The 17,495-nt window shown below is 60.2% G+C and carries 18 protein-coding genes; 4 read left to right on the top strand and 14 right to left on the bottom strand.

Annotated elements, in window-relative coordinates:
- Window positions 1-16: 16 nt before the first annotated feature.
- The 14 genes from lpxB to C5L13_RS04525 all read right to left on the bottom strand — a co-directional run bounded on the left by lpxB (window position 17) and on the right by C5L13_RS04525 (window position 14,361).
- Window positions 17-1,195, bottom strand: coding sequence for a lipid-A-disaccharide synthase (gene lpxB, locus C5L13_RS04590; protein ID WP_105382102.1), 1,179 nt, complete (start codon window positions 1,193-1,195; stop codon window positions 17-19).
- A complete protein-coding gene (locus C5L13_RS04585; RefSeq protein WP_105382101.1) occupies window positions 1,195-2,076 on the bottom strand; it encodes an LpxI family protein in 882 nt (293 codons plus the stop codon). Before C5L13_RS04585 ends, lpxB begins: the two co-directional genes overlap by 1 nt.
- Before the next feature lie 6 nt (window positions 2,077-2,082).
- The gene (gene lpxA / locus C5L13_RS04580) at window positions 2,083-2,898 is read right to left on the bottom strand and encodes an acyl-ACP--UDP-N-acetylglucosamine O-acyltransferase (protein ID WP_105382100.1); all 816 of its coding nucleotides are present in this window, start codon (window positions 2,896-2,898) and stop codon (window positions 2,083-2,085) included.
- Window positions 2,895-3,362, bottom strand: a complete 468-nt coding sequence (fabZ, locus tag C5L13_RS04575; protein ID WP_105372515.1) for a 3-hydroxyacyl-ACP dehydratase FabZ — start codon at window positions 3,360-3,362, stop codon at window positions 2,895-2,897. The genes lpxA and fabZ overlap by 4 nt, the downstream gene beginning before the upstream one ends.
- Window positions 3,355-4,422: a UDP-3-O-(3-hydroxymyristoyl)glucosamine N-acyltransferase gene (gene lpxD / locus C5L13_RS04570; RefSeq protein WP_105382099.1), complete on the bottom strand. Its 1,068-nt coding sequence runs from the start codon at window positions 4,420-4,422 to the stop codon at window positions 3,355-3,357. The genes fabZ and lpxD overlap by 8 nt, the downstream gene beginning before the upstream one ends.
- Before the next feature lie 51 nt (window positions 4,423-4,473).
- Window positions 4,474-6,831 carry an outer membrane protein assembly factor BamA gene (gene bamA, locus C5L13_RS04565; protein ID WP_105382098.1) on the bottom strand — a complete coding sequence of 786 codons (2,358 nt, stop codon included), beginning with the start codon at window positions 6,829-6,831 and terminating at the stop codon, window positions 4,474-4,476.
- A 198-nt stretch (window positions 6,832-7,029) separates the two neighbouring features.
- Window positions 7,030-8,151 carry an RIP metalloprotease RseP gene (rseP, locus tag C5L13_RS04560; protein WP_105382097.1) on the bottom strand — a complete coding sequence of 374 codons (1,122 nt, stop codon included), beginning with the start codon at window positions 8,149-8,151 and terminating at the stop codon, window positions 7,030-7,032.
- A 36-nt stretch (window positions 8,152-8,187) separates the two neighbouring features.
- On the bottom strand, window positions 8,188-9,021 hold the full coding sequence (locus C5L13_RS04555) for a phosphatidate cytidylyltransferase (RefSeq protein WP_105382096.1): 834 nt from the start codon (window positions 9,019-9,021) through the stop codon (window positions 8,188-8,190).
- Window positions 9,021-9,764 (bottom strand): isoprenyl transferase, encoded by a 744-nt coding sequence (locus C5L13_RS04550; RefSeq protein WP_105382095.1) that lies wholly within the window; start codon window positions 9,762-9,764, stop codon window positions 9,021-9,023. Before C5L13_RS04550 ends, C5L13_RS04555 begins: the two co-directional genes overlap by 1 nt.
- A 51-nt stretch (window positions 9,765-9,815) precedes the next feature.
- The gene (frr, locus tag C5L13_RS04545) at window positions 9,816-10,376 is read right to left on the bottom strand and encodes a ribosome recycling factor (protein ID WP_105382094.1); all 561 of its coding nucleotides are present in this window, start codon (window positions 10,374-10,376) and stop codon (window positions 9,816-9,818) included.
- 45 nt (window positions 10,377-10,421) lie between these two features.
- Window positions 10,422-11,144, bottom strand: coding sequence for a UMP kinase (gene pyrH, locus C5L13_RS04540; protein WP_105382093.1), 723 nt, complete (start codon window positions 11,142-11,144; stop codon window positions 10,422-10,424).
- A 212-nt stretch (window positions 11,145-11,356) separates the two neighbouring features.
- Window positions 11,357-12,283: a translation elongation factor Ts gene (gene tsf, locus C5L13_RS04535; protein ID WP_105382608.1), complete on the bottom strand. Its 927-nt coding sequence runs from the start codon at window positions 12,281-12,283 to the stop codon at window positions 11,357-11,359.
- Between the two features lie 250 nt (window positions 12,284-12,533).
- Window positions 12,534-13,301: a 30S ribosomal protein S2 gene (gene rpsB, locus C5L13_RS04530; protein WP_105382092.1), complete on the bottom strand. Its 768-nt coding sequence runs from the start codon at window positions 13,299-13,301 to the stop codon at window positions 12,534-12,536.
- Between the two features lie 211 nt (window positions 13,302-13,512).
- Window positions 13,513-14,361 (bottom strand): cell envelope integrity EipB family protein, encoded by an 849-nt coding sequence (locus tag C5L13_RS04525; protein ID WP_105382091.1) that lies wholly within the window; start codon window positions 14,359-14,361, stop codon window positions 13,513-13,515.
- Window positions 14,362-14,471: 110 nt separating this feature from the next.
- On the opposite strand from C5L13_RS04525, the gene C5L13_RS04520 reads away from it, so the two are divergent.
- From C5L13_RS04520 to C5L13_RS04505, 4 genes are read left to right on the top strand one after another with little or no spacing between them, the layout of a single operon-like run.
- Window positions 14,472-14,942, top strand: coding sequence for a RidA family protein (locus tag C5L13_RS04520; RefSeq protein ID WP_105382090.1), 471 nt, complete (start codon window positions 14,472-14,474; stop codon window positions 14,940-14,942).
- Complete coding sequence (locus C5L13_RS04515) at window positions 14,939-15,670, top strand: glycerophosphodiester phosphodiesterase (protein ID WP_170117208.1); 732 nt, start codon at window positions 14,939-14,941, stop codon at window positions 15,668-15,670. The genes C5L13_RS04520 and C5L13_RS04515 overlap by 4 nt, the downstream gene beginning before the upstream one ends.
- Window positions 15,671-15,679: 9 nt before the next feature.
- Complete coding sequence (locus C5L13_RS04510) at window positions 15,680-16,873, top strand: GNAT family N-acetyltransferase (RefSeq protein ID WP_105382089.1); 1,194 nt, start codon at window positions 15,680-15,682, stop codon at window positions 16,871-16,873.
- 25 nt (window positions 16,874-16,898) lie between these two features.
- Window positions 16,899-17,330, top strand: a complete 432-nt coding sequence (locus tag C5L13_RS04505; protein ID WP_105382088.1) for an HIT family protein — start codon at window positions 16,899-16,901, stop codon at window positions 17,328-17,330.
- Window positions 17,331-17,495: the final 165 nt, after the last annotated feature.

The raw sequence follows: 17,495 nt of genomic DNA, 5'->3' as shown, positions 1-17,495 counted from the left end.
CAAACAAAAAACCCGGTCAGCGATGACCGGGTTTTTTCGTGTCCAGAACCTGGAGGACGATGCCGGCCGCCGCTTCACCGGGTGGGACCGGCACCTGCAGGCGCTGCCAGGCCAGATCGAAACCCTCCATCATCGCCTGCCGCTGGGCGGTATCCGAGGAGAGGCGTTCGGCCCAGCGGCACAGACTGCCCGGGCGTACGACGTCGTTTATATATTCCGGGACCACCGGATAATCGGCGATCAGATTGGGCAGCGCGCCCGACCAGATCCTGATGCGCTTCGACATCAAGGTGATCAGCCAATCGGCCTTGTAGGCCGACACGACCGGCACGTTCGACAGGCCAAGCTCAAGGATCACGGTTCCCGACGCGGCGATTGCGGCGTCGGCTTCGGTAAAGGCGGTCCACTTGCTATCCGCATCCACGGTGATCTCCGGCTTGATCGGCAAAGCCGCGGCAATCTCGCGTACCAGTCCCTCCTGTCGCGGCACCGTTGGCAACAGGAAACGCGCGGGGCCATTGCGGGAGACGAATTCACGCGCGGCTTCCCCAAAAACCGGCAGAAGCGCCTTGATCTCGGCAGAGCGCGAACCGGGCAGAAGCAGGATGGTCTTTTCCTCTCCCTTCCACTTCACCGGGCGTTCCGCGCGGATGCTCCGAACGCGGAGCAGCGCCGGATCGTCCGTCAGGCGGTGGCCGACGAAAGTGGTTTCAGGCCCACCGAGCCTCTTCATCGCTTCCGGCTCGAACGGCAGAACCGCCAGAACATGGTCTACATAGGCAAGCATGGCGGTTGCCCGGTATTCCTTCCAGGCCCAGACGCTCGGGCAGACATAATCCACGACCGGCAGATCGGGCAGAGCTGCCCGAACCTTCTTCGCAACCCGATGGGTGAAATCCGGACTGTCGATGATGACAAGCACGTCCGGCTTGGCGGCAATGATCGCATTGGCGGTCTGGGTGATCCGCTTGATCAGGTTCGGCAGGCGGGCAAGCACCTGGGTCAGTCCCATGATCGACAGTTCGGAAAAATCGAAAAGCGAGGCAAGCCCCTGCGCCGCCAGCGCATCGCCACCGACGCCTACCAATTCGACGGGTCCCTCATGGGCGGCGTTCAGCGCCGCAATGAGATCGCCGCCCAGGAGGTCGCCCGAGACTTCACCGGCGACGACGCCAACCTTCAAGCTCTTCGCCATCACAATCCTCCCTGCGGCAGACCAAGGTCGATGCCGCAGACGAAGATACCCGCAGCGTCCGCAGCGGCAACCATCTTCTGCTCTTCGAGCACCAGTGCCCGCCCGGCCTCCACGGCGATCCCGGCAAGCCCTGCCTTCACAGCATTCTCCACGGTGGAAGGACCTATCGTGGGAAGATCCGCGCGCATATCCTGCTGGGGTTTGCACAATTTCACCAGGACACCCTTGCGACGAGCCGAAATGCGCCCCTCTGCGCGCAGAGCGGTAACGCGCTCGAGCATGCGATCGGTTCCCTCGACGCCTTCAAGCGCCACGACGCGACCGCCGACACTCACGCCCCCCTGGCCGATATCGAGTTCGCCCAGTCTGCGCGCGGCCTCGGCCGCCTTTTCGATATCGCGAATATCGTCCTGCGAAGGAGCATGGGCACCGAGCCGGCCGGTTCTGGCCAGAAGCCCTGGCGCAACCTCATGGGCACCTATGACGCGGCAGCCCTGCGCTTCGATGATGCCGATTGCCACCTGCAGCAGCGCATCATCTCCACCGGAGACCAGCGTACGGAGCAAGAGTGGCAGCTTGCGCAGCACCTTCCAGTTCGGCCGGATATCTCGCCAGTCGGGCCTTCGGGTCACACCGCCGGACAGCACGACCCGATCGATGCCCTTTTCCTTGAAGATCCTCTCGAAGCTTTTGATGTCGGCAATGCTGGCCGTAGCCGCTTCGAAATCATCGAAGCGCTGATCGGACTCATTGCGGAGCGAGATGATGAAAGGGTTTTCTCCGCCGCCCCGTGCAGCCTCGGCAAGATAGGTCGGTAGAAATCCATTCCCCGCGATGATCGCCAGTCGCCCCTTCGGCGCAAGGCTCGGGAGGCCCGGCATGGCCGATCAGCTCTTGCTGCGGAAGGGGGAAGAAAGTGCGCGCTCGCTGTCAGCAGCGATGAAATCGAGGATCTCCATCACTTCCTTGCAATCGGCGTAGTCGTCGCGGATTGCCGCTGCATTGTTGCGGACATTCCCTGCGCCTTCAAAGATCTGCTTGTAGGCACGGCGTACGGTATGGATCGTCGCGCGCTCCACGCCCGAGCGTGTCATGCCTACGACGTTCAGGCCGCCCAGGATCCCCGGATTGCCGTTCAGCATTCCGTATGGGATCACGTCGTAGTTGACAGCCGAAAGTCCCCCGATGAAAGCTTGGCGGCCGATGCGGGTAAACTGGTGCACGGCGCAGCCGCCGCCGAGGATTGCTTTGTCCCCTACATGGACGTGGCCAGCCAGCATGACATTGTTCGACATGATGATGTCGCTGCCGAGCTGACAATCATGCGCCACATGCGAATTGGCAAGGAAGAGGCAATTGCTGCCGACCACGGTCTTGCCGCCGCCGCCGACCGTGCCGCAGTTCATGGTCACGCCTTCGCGCATCGTGCAATTGTCGCCGACGATGAGCGAGGAATCCTCTCCCGCCTCGTGAAGGCTCTGCGAGACGCCGCCAATCACAGCCATCGGAAAAATGCGGCAATTGCGACCGATCTGCGTATTACCGGCTACTACCGCGTGCGAGGACAGCTCGACGCCATCCTTCAATACCACGCGCGACCCCACATGCGAAAACGGGCCGACAACGACATTCTCGCCGATCTCGGCGCCGTCCTCGACCACAGCAAGGGGGTGTATCCGCGCGCTGGCAGCAATCTTGCTCATTCCGCGTCCTTACGCACGATCATCGCGCCGATATCAGCCTCTGCGACGAGTGCGCCATCGACCTTGGCGTCGCAATGAAACTTCCAGATATTGCCACGCTGCTTCTGCTTCGTGACATGATATTCCACCCGATCCCCCGGTATCACCGGCTTGCGGAAGCGGGCGTTGTCGATCGTCATGAAATACACCAGATTGCCGCCCTCGCCTTCCTTGCGCGCACAGATTGCACCGGCCGTCTGGGCCATGCCCTCGACCAGGAGCACGCCCGGCATAATCGGCCGATCGGGGAAATGGCCGGTGAAATGCGGCTCGCTGGCGGTCACGTTCTTGATGCCGATCGCGGAATTGTCACCGTCGATCTCAACGATCTTGTCGACCAGAAGAAACGGATAGCGGTGCGGCAACAGCTTCATGATTTCCTGAATATCGGCCGCGCCGAGCATCGGCTTGGTCTCATCAGTCATTTTTCTTCTCTCCTTTGCGCTTTGCGCGCTCGTCCGACTGTGCCATTTTATCCGCCATTTCGCGGAGGAAATCCTTCATCGGCCGCGCCGGAATGCCACCATAGACAACGCCGGGAGGCACCGAACCGATCACGCCGCTAAACGCAGCGAGCTGGACGCCGTCACCAATGGTGATATGCCCGTTGATTGCCGCCGCGCCACCGATCAACACGCCATTGCCGATCTTCGCAGATCCAGCAATGCCAACGCCAGCCGCAATGCCGCAATGCCGACCAATGCGGACGTTATGCGCAATCTGCACCTGATTGTCGATCTTTGTGCCCTCACCGATGACGGTATCGTCCATCGCGCCGCGATCGACAGTGGTATTGGCACCGATCTCTACATTGTCCTGAATAATGACGCGTCCGATCTGAACGAGCTTCAGCATGCCCCTGGGGCCTGGCGCATTGCCGAAACCATCCTGGCCGATACGCGCGCCATTATGGATAATGACACCGTTGCCGATCAGAGCCGCAAGAACGCTGGCACCCGCCGCGATCGTACAATCGCGGCCGATCTTGACGTCCGCGCCGATCACGCTGCCCGCACCGATCCGCGTGCCGCTGCCGATTTCGGCGCGGGCGCCGACCACGGCCATGGGCTCGACTTCGACGCCCGGCTCGAGCATCGCCGTCGGATCGACATAGGCCGCAGGCGAAATACCTGATGGTGCGGATGTGACAGGCGCCGGTCGCATCGCAATGGGGTGCAGAATAGCACCGGCCATCGCAAAGGCCGTCAAAGGCGCCTTGGAAAGCAAAACTGGAATGTGGTCCGGAACAATCGGTCTAATCGCCGTATCGCAGAGAATGGCGGAGGCCTGACATGTTTCCAGTTCATGACGGCTCTTGCGAGAGAGAATATAGCTGAGCTGCCCCTCACCAGCGCGGGCTACCGGTGCGATCGACCGGATCAGTCGACCACCGGCGCTCTCATCGAGCAGTTCGGCCCCAAGACGGGCGGCCAGCTCGCGCAGGCTCACGCCATCATGGGGCGGAAAGAATTCGTTTTGGTCCATAAAGCCAGAGCTCCGGAACAGATTTCCGCCCGTCGAGACGGGCGGAAACGATCAGAACTGGTTCGCCATGCTGAAGCGGAATTCCTGGGTCTCGTCAAAGTCTTCCTTGACGACCGGAATGGCATAGTCGAAGCGAATGTTGCCGAACGGCGAAGCCCACATCACGCCGGCGCCCACGGATGCGCGCCAGGACATATCCGTGCCGACTGCACCGGCACTGTTGCCTACGTCATTGCCGTAAAGCGTCCCGGCGTCAGCAAACACAGCGGCCCGCAAACCAAAGTCTTCCGGGAAGACCGGCATAGGCATGGACATTTCAGCCGAGGCTGTAAAGTAGGTCGTGCCGCCCAGCGCATCGCCGTTCGGCATACGCGGACCGATGCCGTCATTCTCGAAGCCGCGGATCTGGCGGCCACCGATGGTGAACTGATCGAACACGTTCAGATCGCTACCCGTTCCCACGACATGACCCGCGCCGACGGCAACGGAGCCAATGAGGTCGGCTTCCGTCGAGAGAAGATGGAAGTAACGTGCACGGCCCGAGATCTTGTAGAACTCAGAATCTCCGCCAAGACCGGCATATTCATGCGTAAGGGTCGCATAGATCCCCTCGCGCGCCAGCGTTTGATTGTCGAGCGTGTTGTAGGTCAACGTCTGCGAAATCGTCGACTGAACAAAATCGCCTTTTTCGACAAGATCGCGATAGGGCGCGGAAAGATTGTCATCTTCCGGACCGGGGCCGCCGACATCGTCCCAATCGCCGTCTGGGCTATAATCGATTTCCTTGTAGGTATAACGGAAGGTCGTCGCCAGATCCTCGGTGATCGGCGCCGTCACACGCAAAGTGACGCCCTGCTCGTCATAGTCGTAATATTCGTTCGAAGAGGTCGAGCTCTTGAAGAGATCGAAGCCTGCCGCGAGACGGTAACCCAGAAAATAAGGTTCCGTGAACGAGATGTTGTAGCTGCGAGCTTCTTCGAGACCACCGCCAACCGCGACGCGGATGAACTGGCCACGGCCAAGGAAGTTCTTTTCCTCGATGGAGGCTTCCAGCATGAACCCGTCGCCGCCGGCGGAATAACCGGCACCGATACCGAACGAACCGGTCGACTGGTCTTCCACATCAACCACGACGACCACGCGGTCCGGAGCGCTGCCCGGAGCGGTCGAGATATTGACCGTGGTGAAGTAACCAAGGGCTTCCAGACGACGCTTGGCGCGCGAAATCATTTCCTGATTGAATGCGTCGCCTTCGCTGAAGTCGAATTCGCGGCGGATGACGTAGTCGCGGGTGCGGGTATTGCCCCGAACCTCGATGCGCTCGACATAGGCACGCTCGCCCTGATCGACGAGATAGGTCACGCCGATCGTGTGCGTTTCCATGTTGCGGTCGCCACGCGGCGTCACGCGTGCAAAGGGATACCCCTTCGCGGCGACACGCTTGGAGATCGCCTCCATGGTCTTCTGGACTTCGCGGGCGTCATAGGTACGACCTTCCCGCGTCTCGACCAGACCCTGCAGCTCTTCACTGCCAACACCTTCCACCGTCGATTCGACGCCAACGCCGCCGTAAGCATAACGCTGGCCTTCTTCTACGGTGAAGGTGATGTTGTACTTGTTGTTCGCCTCGTCGAGAACCGCTTCAGAAGAGATGACGCGGAAATCGGGATAGCCGTGATTGTAATAGAACTGGCGCAGCGTTTCCTCGTCGGCGCGCAGCTTGTCCTCGCTGTAGACGTCCTTGCGGGTCAGGAACGACAGCGGGCTGGATTCCTTGGTGATGATGACGGACTTCAAGCGACCGTCGCCGTAGGCCTGGTTGCCCACGAAATTGATGTCGGCGATCTTGGTGCGATCGCCCTCGTTGACGACAAAGGCCAGGTTGACACGGCCCTGTCCGACCGGTGCGGTCTGCGTCGTGATCTCGACATCGCTGCGGCCGATCGCGCGATAAGCTTCGCGCAGGCGCTCGATGTCGGCATTGATCATGGTTTCGCTGTACGGGCCCAGAGGCTGGGTCTGAACCACCGCCTGCAGCTTTTCGTCGGTAATCTTGCGGTTGCCGTTGAAGACCACCTGATTGACGAGCTGGTTCTCGTTGACCGTTACGACGAGCGCGCTGCCGGAAACGCTGATGCGGACATCCGAGAAATACCCGGTCGCATAAAGCTTGCGCACAGACTCGTCGATATCATTGTTCGAAAAGCTGACACCAGGACGAATGGTCAGATTGGAACGAACGGCTTCTTCCCCCGTGCGCTGGGCACCGCGAACCTGGACGCTCCGGATCACCGCCGCTTCGGCGGAAAGTGCGGAAGCAAGTACCAGCACACCTGCACCCGAGGCAACAACACTAGCAGACAGCGCAAACGCCGACACTGCGTTCAAAAACCTTGAACCAGCCTTCATTTCAATTCTTACCTTTTCCCGTTGTCCCTCGGCGGGTGGAGCCCGACTCCGGCCACGTGTGTCGTTTTACCTTCTTTTGCCCTACAAGCAAGGTATCGCGTTAATTTCTATTTACTTCCTTCTCAGGCGTGACCCAATGGCCACGCAAGAGTTGCAAACATGGTGAATAAACAGTTTCCTTCAACGATTTTAAGGGCATCAGCCAATAAGATTGCTGATGTCGTTGAAGGTCGCGAAGACCATCAGGCTGAGCACCATTGCGAGACCGATGCGAAAGGCAATTTCTTGCGCACCGGCTCCCAGCGGTTTGCCACGTACCGCCTCTATTGCATAGAAAACGAGATGTCCACCGTCCAAAACTGGAACCGGCATCAGGTTGAGAAGACCGATTGAAACGGACAGAACGGCTGCAAGCTGTACGACCGCGGCAAAGCCGAGCGTCGCCATCTGACCGGAAGCCTGCGCAACGCGCACAGGCCCCCCCAATTGATCGGCTCTCATGCGGCCCGTCACGAGATTCCCGATATAGCGGACTGTGCCCGTGACGATATGGCCCGTCTCCTTGACGCCTTCCGCCACCGCCTGCAGCGGGCTGAACGTCTCGACCCGGAATTTGCCCCGCTCTTCGTTGGTGACGATGCCGATCAGCCCCAGTTCGACCTTGTTGCCGAACTGGTCGGTGATCTCGGTACGCTTCGGCAGCATCGGCAGATCGATTTCCTGGCCGCTGCGGTCGACCGTTACGACAATCGGTGTTTCCGGACGAATGCTAACGTAACGCCGCACGTCGTCAAAGGTCCTGATGCGTGCACCGTCCAGCGCCACCAGCCGGTCGCCGGGCTGAACGCCGGCGGCCAGGGCCGCGCTGTTGGGCTGAACCTCGGCAACGACAGGATCGGCAACCACTTTGCCGTAGACGCTGAACAATACGGCGAAGATCGCGATCGCCAGCAGGAAATTGGCGATCGGCCCGGCCGCTACCGTCGCCGCCCTTTTCCACAGTTTCGCGCCGGCCAGCGTCTGCGCCTTCTCCTCTTCCGTCATGCCGACGAGGCCGCTGGCGTCCGGCAGGCTGGCAACATCCTCGTCGCCGTAGAATTTGACGTAACCGCCGAGAGGAATCGCTGAAATCTTCCAGCGTGTACCATGGCGGTCGGTGAAGCCCAGGAGCTCGGGGCCGAAGCCTACCGAGAAGGCGGTCGATCTAATCCCGCACCAACGTCCGACCAGATAGTGCCCCATCTCATGCACGAACACGAGCAGCGACAGGACGAGAATGAAGGGGATGATATAGCCGGTGACGAAGCTGAGGATGGCCATCAAAGTTTCCGTTTCAAATGCGACGGCGACAAGTTCTCAAAGCCCGAAAAGAAAACCGGCCACCGGTATATCAAGATGGCCTGTTGCGGCCGTATAGACAAGAGTTAGCAGAAACGCCGCGAAACAGGCGAAAACGAGGCCATCCACCCGATCCATGACGCCGCCGTGGCCGGGAATGAGGTGGCTGGAATCCTTGACGCCGAAGCGGCGCTTGATGAACGATTCGAAGAGATCCCCGACCTGGCTCGCCACCGACAGCGCGAACGCGATCGCGATCGTCCAGAAGGACAGTCGCGAAAAGACGGCCAAGGTTACCGCCGAACTCGCAACAACACCGGCAACGGCGCCGCCGATCGCGCCGGACCACGTTTTTCCGGGTGATATCTTCGGCGCCAGCTTGGGACCCTTGAGCGCACGGCCGACGAAATAGGCCAGGATGTCGGTCGCCCAGACGACGGCGAAAATAAAGATCGTCGCCACGAATCCGGCCTGGTCGTCGGCGCGGATGGCAGAAAGCGAGATGCCGCTCAGCCCCGCGTAGACAATGCCGCCGGGCGACCACCAGCTGCCTTTGCGCCACAGAACCAGGAGAATCGCGGTGATGACGGATCCGCCGAGCAGCGGGATCGCCAGATCCCTCTCTCCAAAGACGATATTGACGGCGATCAGCAGGACGGCGACCCAGCTGAAGGCATTGGTGTGAAAATCCCGCTCATCGAGCCGGGTAACCGTCGACCACTCGTAATAAATCAGAACCGCCATGGCGGCGGCGACGAGACGAAAGGGAAAGCCGCCGGTCCAGGTTGCCCCCAGCACGATCGCCGCCAGAATCAGGGCGGAGATGATCCGAAGCCTGAGTTCATTGCTCATCAACCAACCACCGCGGCTGCCTTGCTCGACAGACCGCCAAAACGGCGATCGCGGGATGCAAAAACCTTCAATGCGTCAAAAAACAGATTCCGATCGAAATCCGGCCAGTAGTCCGGCAGGAAGACCAGCTCCGAATAGGCGGCCTGCCACAGCAGAAAATTCGATAGCCGTTCCTCACCGCTTGTGCGGATAATGAGGTCGGGATCGGGAATGCCGACGGTATCGAGGTTCTGGCTGATCATGTCGGCGTCGATGTCCGACGCTTTCAAAACGCCCGATTCGACATCACGGGCGAGCTTTGCCACGGCTCTGGCGATCTCGTCTCTGGCCCCGTAGTTGAAAGCGATCACCAGCGTCAGCGCGGTATTGTGGCGCGTCGTCTCCTCGGCTTCCACGAGCAAGGGCAGGATATCGCCCCGCAGGTTATCGCGATCGCCAATCACCCTGATGCGCACGTTCTCACGGTGAAGTTCGGCCAGATCGCGGCGGATGAAGCGCCTGAGAAGGCCAAGGAGGTCATTGACCTCCGAATGGGGGCGGCTCCAGTTTTCCGAAGAGAACGCAAAAAGCGTCAGGTATTTGACGCCCGCCTCACCAGCGGCACGTACAGTTTCCCGAACCGCCTCCACGCCTTTGCTGTGACCGATCGTACGAGGAAGCCCACGCTTGTTTGCCCAGCGGCCGTTGCCATCCATGATGATCGCAACGTGTTGAGGAATAATCGCAAGTTCGGGATTCGCCATATTTTATGCGGTTCCTTTAGCGGCCAGGATCAGGCTGGAGAGGCGCCTGCGCTAGACCTGCATGATTTCCTTTTCTTTGTCGGCAAGCAAGCGGTCGACTTCGGAAATCGTATCGTCCGTCATCTTCTGCACCCTTTCCGACTGCGACCGGCTGTCGTCCTGACCGATTACGCCGTCTTTTTCGGCCTTTTTCAGGCCGTCCATGCCATCACGACGTACATGGCGGATCGCGACCTTGGCTTTTTCAGCATAATCATGCGCAACCTTGACCAGAGACTTGCGGCGCTCTTCGTTAAGTTCAGGAAGCGGGATGCGCAGGTTCTGGCCGTCAACGATCGGGTTGAGGCCGAGATGCGATTCGCGGATCGCGCGGTCGACGGCGTTGACCATCGACTTGTCCCAGATGGACACGCCCAGCATGCGCGGCTCCGGAACGGTGATGTTGGCCACCTGGTTCAGCGGCACGCGAGAGCCATAGGCTTCGACCGTCACCGGATCGAGAATGTTGGCCGAGGCTCGGCCGGTCCGCAGCGATGCGATATCGCTCTTGAAAGCGGCAATGGCGCCGTCCATGCGGCGCTTGATGTCGTTGAGATCGATTGCTCCACTCATCCGTCTACTCCCGTATCATTATCTGGCGGCTTTCAGCGCCGCGCCTCAATTGTCCGTTACGATGGTCTTACGGCCGCCGCCGGTCAAGATTTGAGCGAAACCGCCCTTCTCATGGATCGAGAACACGATAATCGGGATAGAGTTTTCGCGGGCGAGCGCGACCGCCGCCACGTCCATCACCGCCAATCCCTTGCCGAGTACCTCGCCATGGGTCAATGTCTCGAAACGCGTCGCGGCGGGATCCTTTTTCGGATCGGCCGAATAGATGCCGTCGACCTGCGTGCCTTTGAAGATCGCCTCGGCGCCGATTTCGGCGGCGCGCAGTGCCGCAGCCGAATCGGTGGTGAAGAAGGGGTTCCCCGTGCCGCCGGCAAAGATGACCACCCTGCCCTGAGCCATATGGTGCACCGCGCGCCGCTGTGAGAAGCTCTCGCAAATTTCCGGCATCGAAATAGCCGACAGGACCACGGTCTCCACATCCAGCTTGCGAAGCGATGTTGCCAGCGCCAGAGCGTTGATGATCGTCGCCAGCATGCCCATGTGGTCGCCGGTCACCCGGTCGCCACCCTTTGACGCCACGGCGACCCCGCGAAAGATGTTGCCGCCGCCGACGACCACACCAACCTCGACGCCGATGGCGCAGGCTTCGGCAATATCCGAAGCGATGCGGTCGGCGACATTGACATCGATCCCGAACCCTTGGCTGCCCATAAGGGCTTCTCCGGAGGCCTTAAGCAATACGCGCTTATAGATTGGCTTGGGCGACATGAAGGCTCCTTGAAATCAAAATTGCCTGCGGAGGACACAAACGGCTTGCGGATACACGAAGGGCACCGGCTTGTCACCCGGTGCCCTTCCGTTTTTAATCGCTTTAGAGACGGCCGCTCATCTTTTCACAGAATTGATAAGCGACTCTATCCCCTTGTTTTCCCGATGCTCCGGTAGGCGCAGCGCACTTCCCGAAGCCCTATCAGCGGATGTCAGCCCTTGGCGACCGCCGCGACCTCGGCCGCAAAATCCGTCTCTTCCTTTTCGACGCCTTCACCGAGCAGCAAGCGGGCCATGCCCGTTACTTCGATCGGAGCGCCGACTTCCTTTTCGGCAGCCTTCACGGCAGCACCGACGGTGAGGTCCGGATTGATGACGAAAGCCTGGGAGAGGAGAGCAACTTCCTCAAAGAACTTGCGCATGCGGCCTTCGACCATCTTCTCGATGATCGCATCCGGCTTGCCGGAGGCGCGGGACTGCTCGATGAAGACGTTCCGCTCGCGCTCGGCTACAGCGGCATCGACTTCCTCCGGACGGATCGCCAGCGGATTGGTCGCTGCGATGTGCATGGCAACCTGACGGCCAATTGCGTTCAGCGCGTCCTTGTTGCCGGTCGACTTCAGGGCGACCAGAACGCCGAGCTTGCCGACGCGATCGGCAGCAGCATTGTGGATATAGGTCGCGACAACGCCGTCCTCGACCGAGAGCAGTGCCGAACGGCGCAGGCTCATGTTTTCGCCGATCGTGGCAACCGCGTCCTTGATGGTGTCGGTGACCGACTTGCCGGTCGCCGGAACGGTCGCCGCGCCGACGGCATCGACGGCACCGTTGGTGCCGAGTGCTACGTCGGCAACACTGCGAACCATGGTCTGGAAGGCATCGTTGCGGGCCACGAAGTCGGTTTCGGAGTTGATTTCGACGACGACTGCCTTGGTGCCGGCGCTGGCAACACCGATCAGGCCTTCGGCAGCGGTACGGCCGGACTTCTTGTCGGCCTTGGCAATGCCCTTGGCGCGCAGCCAGTCGATCGCCGCTTCGATATCGCCGTTGGTTTCAGCGAGCGCCTTTTTGCAGTCCATCATGCCTGCGCCGGACTTTTCGCGCAGTTCCTTGACCAATGCAGCGGTGATTTCAGCCATTTTCATGCCTCTTGTCGGTTTAAGTTGGGTATTGCCGGAAAACCGTCGGCGACACCAAAGTTTGGGACGAATGTACCCGGAAGTATGACAGCGTGATGAAGGACATCACGACAGAGATCGTCTCGACGATTGGCGCAAGGCCGGCGGAGACCATCGTCTTAATCTTAAACAACTGAGGCCAGGGATAGCGGTATCTCTGGCCTCGGTCGAACTCGTAAAGCGGAGCGGCAGGCGCCGCTCCAAACAGGCCTTAAGCTTCGGCTTCGCCTTCGAGGGCGGGCTCGACCGGAGCTTCGGCGGATGCGCCGATGTCGCGGCCCGAGGCGCCCTGCTGACGGGCGATACCGTCGATGGCGGCGCGAGCGATCAGGTCGCAGTAAAGAGCGACGGCACGCGAAGCGTCGTCATTGCCCGGGATCGGATAGTCGATGAGGTCCGGATCGCAGTTGCTATCGATGATGGCGACGACCGGGATGCCCAGGCGCTTCGCTTCGTCGATGGCGATCTTTTCCTTGTTGGTGTCGATGATGAACATCAGATCCGGAACGCCGCCCATGTCGCGGATACCGCCGAGAGCCTTTTCGAGCTTCTCGCGTTCGCGCTCGAGGTTCAGGCGCTCCTTCTTCGTGAAGCCCGAAGCTTCCGAACCGAGGATCTCGTCGAGCTTGCGCAGGCGCTGGATCGAGTTCGAGATGGTCTTCCAGTTCGTCATCATGCCGCCGAGCCAACGGGAGTTGACGTAATACTGAGCCGAACGCTTGGCGGAATCGGCGATGAGTTCCGAAGCCTGGCGCTTGGTGCCGACGAACAGGACGCGGCCGCCGCGAGCGACGGTGTCGGACACGACCTGCAGGGCGCGCGACAGCATCGGAACGGTCTGAGCCAGGTCGATGATGTGGATGTTGTTACGATCGCCGAAAATATACGGCTTCATCTTCGGGTTCCAGCGATGGGTCTGGTGTCCGAAGTGAACGCCAGCTTCCAGAAGCTGGCGCATGCTGAAATCAGGCAATGCCATGCCTTTTTCTCCTTTTCCGGTTGAACCTCCGCAAGGCGAACAGCAAACCCTTCAGGAATGCCACCGGCGGAAAAGCCCGGATTTCTCCCGGACGATCCCATGCCTTACGTGTGGAATGCCGGTGCCCATACATGCGATTTATCGGAAAAGCAAGGGTATCGGCAAAAAAGCTCGGATCATCGCCGGGCCGGGCCGCAACGATAGGACCGGATCACTTGGCCGGGGCCGGGCACGGATCCTGCTGCTGTTTCAGCAGTTCCAGTTTGGTGAGGCTGCCCGAAAGAACGAAGTCGCCATAATCCATGGTCAGGTCGCGGGTGACGCCGTTTTCATAGAGCTTGAACGACATATTGTAGACGGGTGTCGGATCGCCCTGGGCAGCCTCGTTGAAATAGGCGATCGTTACCGGCCAGAACGGCGCCCGGGAAAATTCGCCGGCTTTGTCGGCGTCGACATCGTCTTTTTCCGGCTCCTGCCGCTTGCCGATGACGGTCGTCGTGAGCAGCGCCTTATCGCCGTCCTCGGAGCCGTCGAAGACGCGTGCTTCGAAGAAATTCTTGCCGTCCTTGGCATTCTGGATGACGTCCAGCATATGGCCGGTCGGAAAAACGCTCGCGGGCAGATCGACTTCACGACCGTCCGGCTGGGTGATTTCCACCTTCACGCCGTTTTCCGCCATGCTCGCATCGCCGCTGATCTGCTTGTCGAGCTGCTCGTCGGTGAAGGACTTGGTCTCGAAATGGAACTGGCGGGCGGCCATGTCCTCGAAGGTCGTGGTCTGCTGGTCGCTGAGACGCGTCTCCTCGCCCGTATTGATCTTGGTGACGAGCCGGAAACTGGTCGAGAACCCGGTGCAGGCCGAGCCGGTGAACTCGTAGACCATGCGGCCAACCATGCCTTCGATACCGGAACGTTCGGAGGCGTCCTTGAGCTTCAGGTCGTAAATTGCGCGGTGCGGCACCAATGCACGGGAGGCGCTATCGCTGTTGGCGTCCGCGGAGACGCAGGCCAAAAGGCTGACGCCGCCGGCAAGGATCACCCTTAGGCTCATGCGCAACATTCATAATCTCCTATTGGACTCAGTCGGCGGTGTTATAAGAACGCCATCTGACCAAGCTAAGGCCTAGATGCAGGATTTTTGAAGAATTTACAACAAAACGGGAGTCGAAAATGACCGAAGCCATCGAAGCGCGCCTGAAGGAACTGGGGATCACTCTTCCGGTCGCAGCAGCACCCGCCGCCAACTATGTACCCTACACCATCAGCGGCAATACGCTCTATCTTTCGGGCCAGTTGCCGCTCGAGGGCGGCAAAGTGGCGGTGACGGGTCTCGTCGGTCGCGACGTGGACGTACCTGCCGCGCAGCGGGCCGCCGAACTCTGCGCCATCAACATTCTCGCCCAGGCGAAGGCGGCACTCGGCGGCGAGCTCGGCAGAATCCGCCGCATTCTCAAGCTCAACGGTTTCATCGCCTCCACCCCGGATTTCGTGGAACAGCACCTCGTCATGAACGGCGCCTCCAACCTGATCGCCAACGTTCTGGGCGACGCAGGCAAACATGCCCGCGCAGCCGTCGGCATGGCCTCCCTGCCCTTGAACGCCGCCGTCGAAGTCGACGCCATCATCGAGATCGAAGCATGACCGCCGTATCCTGGATCAAGGACCTTCCCGTCGCCCATCGCGGCTATCATGACATGAACCAACAGGTCTGGGAGAATACGCTTTCCGCCTTCGATCGTGCCGCCGAAGCCGGCTTCGCGATCGAATGCGACGTTCAGCTCGCCGCCGACAGCGTGCCGGTGATCTTTCACGATCACGACCTGGAACGCCTCTGCGGCATCAAGGGCGACGTGCGGGAACGGACATCGGCCGAACTCGGGATGCTTTCCGTCGGCGGCACGAAGGACAAAATTCCGACACTGAAACGAATGCTCGATCTGGTGGCCGGCAGAGTGCCGCTGGTGATCGAGATCAAGGGCCGCGACGGCGAAGGCGAGGACGACGGCTTTGCAGAGGCGGTGCTGGAGATTCTGGAAGGCTACCAGGGCAAGGTGGCACTGATGAGCTTCGATCATCACATTCTGCGCGACCTAAAGAAGGCCGGATCACCCTATCCGCTCGGCCTGACCGCCATGGGCGACAAGCCGGAGGAGTTCTTCCGGCACGACGACGCCATGCAGCTCGGCCTCGACTTCATCTCCTACCACTACCCCCACTTGCCAAACACCTTCATCACCGCCCAGAGACAAAGCGGAATTCCGGTCATCACCTGGACCGTGAGGGATGTAAACGGCCGCGAACATACCTATAAATATGCAGACCAGATGACGTTTGAAGGTTTTGACCCGCGGGAGGTTCCCGCCGCTTAATTTAAGAATATGACCGGCAATCTCACCATCCGCATCGAAAAGTCCTTCTGCGCGATCAGCCCCGAAAGCTGGTCGCGCCTTTCGGGTAGTTCCAGAACCTCGCCTTTCGAAACGCCCTACAATCCATTCCTCTCGCATGCCTTCCTGTCTTCGCTGGAAGAATCCGGCTCGGCTACGGCCAGAACCGGCTGGCACGGTCATCACCTGCTGCTCGAGGACGACAAGGGCGCCCTGATCGGCGCGGTTCCCGGATATCTCAAAAGCCATAGCCAGGGCGAATATGTCTTCGACCATGGCTGGGCGGACGCATTCGAGCGGGCGGGGGGCCGGTATTATCCGAAGCTGCAGTGCGCCGTGCCCTTCACCCCGGCGACCGGGCCGCGGCTGCTTGTTTCGGCCGGTTACGACAGGGAAGCAATCGAACTGACACTGGCCGCCGGTCTCCAGGAGGTGACACGCCAGCTTGGAATTTCGTCCGCGCATGTCACCTTCATTCCGGAGAACCAGCTCGCCGCCTTCGAGGATGCCGACTATCTGCACAGGACCGACAAGCAATTCCACTTCATCAACGAAGGTTATGCCGATCACGAGGAGTTCCTGGAAACGCTTGCCTCGCGCAAACGCAAGGCGTTGAGGAAAGAGCGGCGCGCCGCGCTAGACAACGGCATTTCGATCGACTGGCTGACCGGCCGAGATCTGACCGAAGATATCTGGGACCAGTTCTTCCACTTCTATATGGACACGGGAAGCCGCAAATGGGGGCAGCCGTATCTGACCCGCTCATTCTATTCTCTGGTCGGCGAGCGCATGCCGGAAGACATCCTGCTGGTGATGGCGAAACGCGACGGAAAATACATCGCAGGCGCAATCAACTTAATCGGCGGGGACGCACTCTACGGCCGGCATTGGGGCTGCATCGAGGACCATCCCTTCCTGCATTTCGAGGTCTGCTATCATCAGGCGATCGACTTCGCGCTGGCCAGGGGCCTCAAACGGGTCGAGGCCGGCGCGCAAGGGGAGCACAAGCTGGCACGCGGCTATCTGCCTGTCACCACCCATTCCATGCACTATATCGCCCATCCAGGGCTTCGCCGCGCGGTTGCCGACTATCTGGAGCGGGAGCGACACGAGGTGGAATATATGAACGAATATCTGTCCGAGCACAGCCCGTTCCGCAAAGGCGAGCGCCAGCAGGAAGATTGACGAGAACACAAGGAGAGGACCCGAGATGAGCGGCCAGATCTACGACACCAACAACATCTTCGCGAAGATCCTGCGCGGCGAAATTCCCTGTCACCGGATTTATGAGGATGACGACACCCTGGCCTTCATGGACGTGATGCCGCAGTCACCGGGTCACCTGCTGGTCATCCCCAAAACCCCGTCCCGCAACATCCTGGACGCCGATCCGACAGTGCTTTCGAAGCTGATCCCGATCGTTCAGAAACTTGCCAAGGCCGCCAAGGAAGCTTTCGAGGCTGACGGCGTCACGGTGATCCAGTTCAACGAGCCGGCATCCGGCCAGACCGTCTACCACCTGCATTTCCACATCATACCGCGCTACGAAGGGCTGCCGCTGAAGCCGCATTCCGGACAGATGGAAGACAATGGAGTGCTCGCCGCAAACGCCGAGAAGATCATCGGCGAGCTTGGCAACTAGAGCGTTTCATCGCTTGACTGAATCTGATGGGATTCCCTGTGGGCCGGTTTTGTGATTCAAGGTGCTGGCTGGGCGGAGGCCAGCATCTGATGACACGAGCTCTTTCGAATGATCTTCGCGAGCGTGTTGTGGCGGCGGTTGTGGCCGGTGAGAACTGCCGTTCGG

It is taken from the genome of Neorhizobium alkalisoli (assembly GCF_002968635.1).
GTDB lineage: Bacteria > Pseudomonadota > Alphaproteobacteria > Rhizobiales > Rhizobiaceae > Neorhizobium > Neorhizobium alkalisoli.
The sequence above is the reverse complement of the archived record's forward strand: the minus strand, read 5'-3'. Positions and strand labels throughout refer to the sequence as shown.

Coding starts and splice junctions, on each gene's coding strand:
- frr (WP_105382094.1), bottom strand. CDS start 10,376: ATGAGTGGAGCAATCGATCTCAACGACATCAAGCGCCGCATGGACGGC.
- C5L13_RS04505 (WP_105382088.1), top strand. CDS start 16,899: ATGAGCGGCCAGATCTACGACACCAACAACATCTTCGCGAAGATCCTG.
- C5L13_RS04520 (WP_105382090.1), top strand. CDS start 14,472: ATGACCGAAGCCATCGAAGCGCGCCTGAAGGAACTGGGGATCACTCTT.
- bamA (WP_105382098.1), bottom strand. CDS start 6,831: ATGAAGGCTGGTTCAAGGTTTTTGAACGCAGTGTCGGCGTTTGCGCTG.
- lpxD (WP_105382099.1), bottom strand. CDS start 4,422: ATGGACCAAAACGAATTCTTTCCGCCCCATGATGGCGTGAGCCTGCGC.
- C5L13_RS04550 (WP_105382095.1), bottom strand. CDS start 9,764: ATGGCGAATCCCGAACTTGCGATTATTCCTCAACACGTTGCGATCATC.
- C5L13_RS04525 (WP_105382091.1), bottom strand. CDS start 14,361: ATGTTGCGCATGAGCCTAAGGGTGATCCTTGCCGGCGGCGTCAGCCTT.
- C5L13_RS04510 (WP_105382089.1), top strand. CDS start 15,680: ATGACCGGCAATCTCACCATCCGCATCGAAAAGTCCTTCTGCGCGATC.
- lpxA (WP_105382100.1), bottom strand. CDS start 2,898: ATGAGCAAGATTGCTGCCAGCGCGCGGATACACCCCCTTGCTGTGGTC.
- rpsB (WP_105382092.1), bottom strand. CDS start 13,301: ATGGCATTGCCTGATTTCAGCATGCGCCAGCTTCTGGAAGCTGGCGTT.
- tsf (WP_105382608.1), bottom strand. CDS start 12,283: ATGGCTGAAATCACCGCTGCATTGGTCAAGGAACTGCGCGAAAAGTCC.
- lpxB (WP_105382102.1), bottom strand. CDS start 1,195: ATGGCGAAGAGCTTGAAGGTTGGCGTCGTCGCCGGTGAAGTCTCGGGC.
- C5L13_RS04515 (WP_170117208.1), top strand. CDS start 14,939: ATGACCGCCGTATCCTGGATCAAGGACCTTCCCGTCGCCCATCGCGGC.
- rseP (WP_105382097.1), bottom strand. CDS start 8,151: ATGGCCATCCTCAGCTTCGTCACCGGCTATATCATCCCCTTCATTCTC.
- fabZ (WP_105372515.1), bottom strand. CDS start 3,362: ATGACTGATGAGACCAAGCCGATGCTCGGCGCGGCCGATATTCAGGAA.
- pyrH (WP_105382093.1), bottom strand. CDS start 11,144: ATGTCGCCCAAGCCAATCTATAAGCGCGTATTGCTTAAGGCCTCCGGA.
- C5L13_RS04585 (WP_105382101.1), bottom strand. CDS start 2,076: ATGCCGGGCCTCCCGAGCCTTGCGCCGAAGGGGCGACTGGCGATCATC.
- C5L13_RS04555 (WP_105382096.1), bottom strand. CDS start 9,021: ATGAGCAATGAACTCAGGCTTCGGATCATCTCCGCCCTGATTCTGGCG.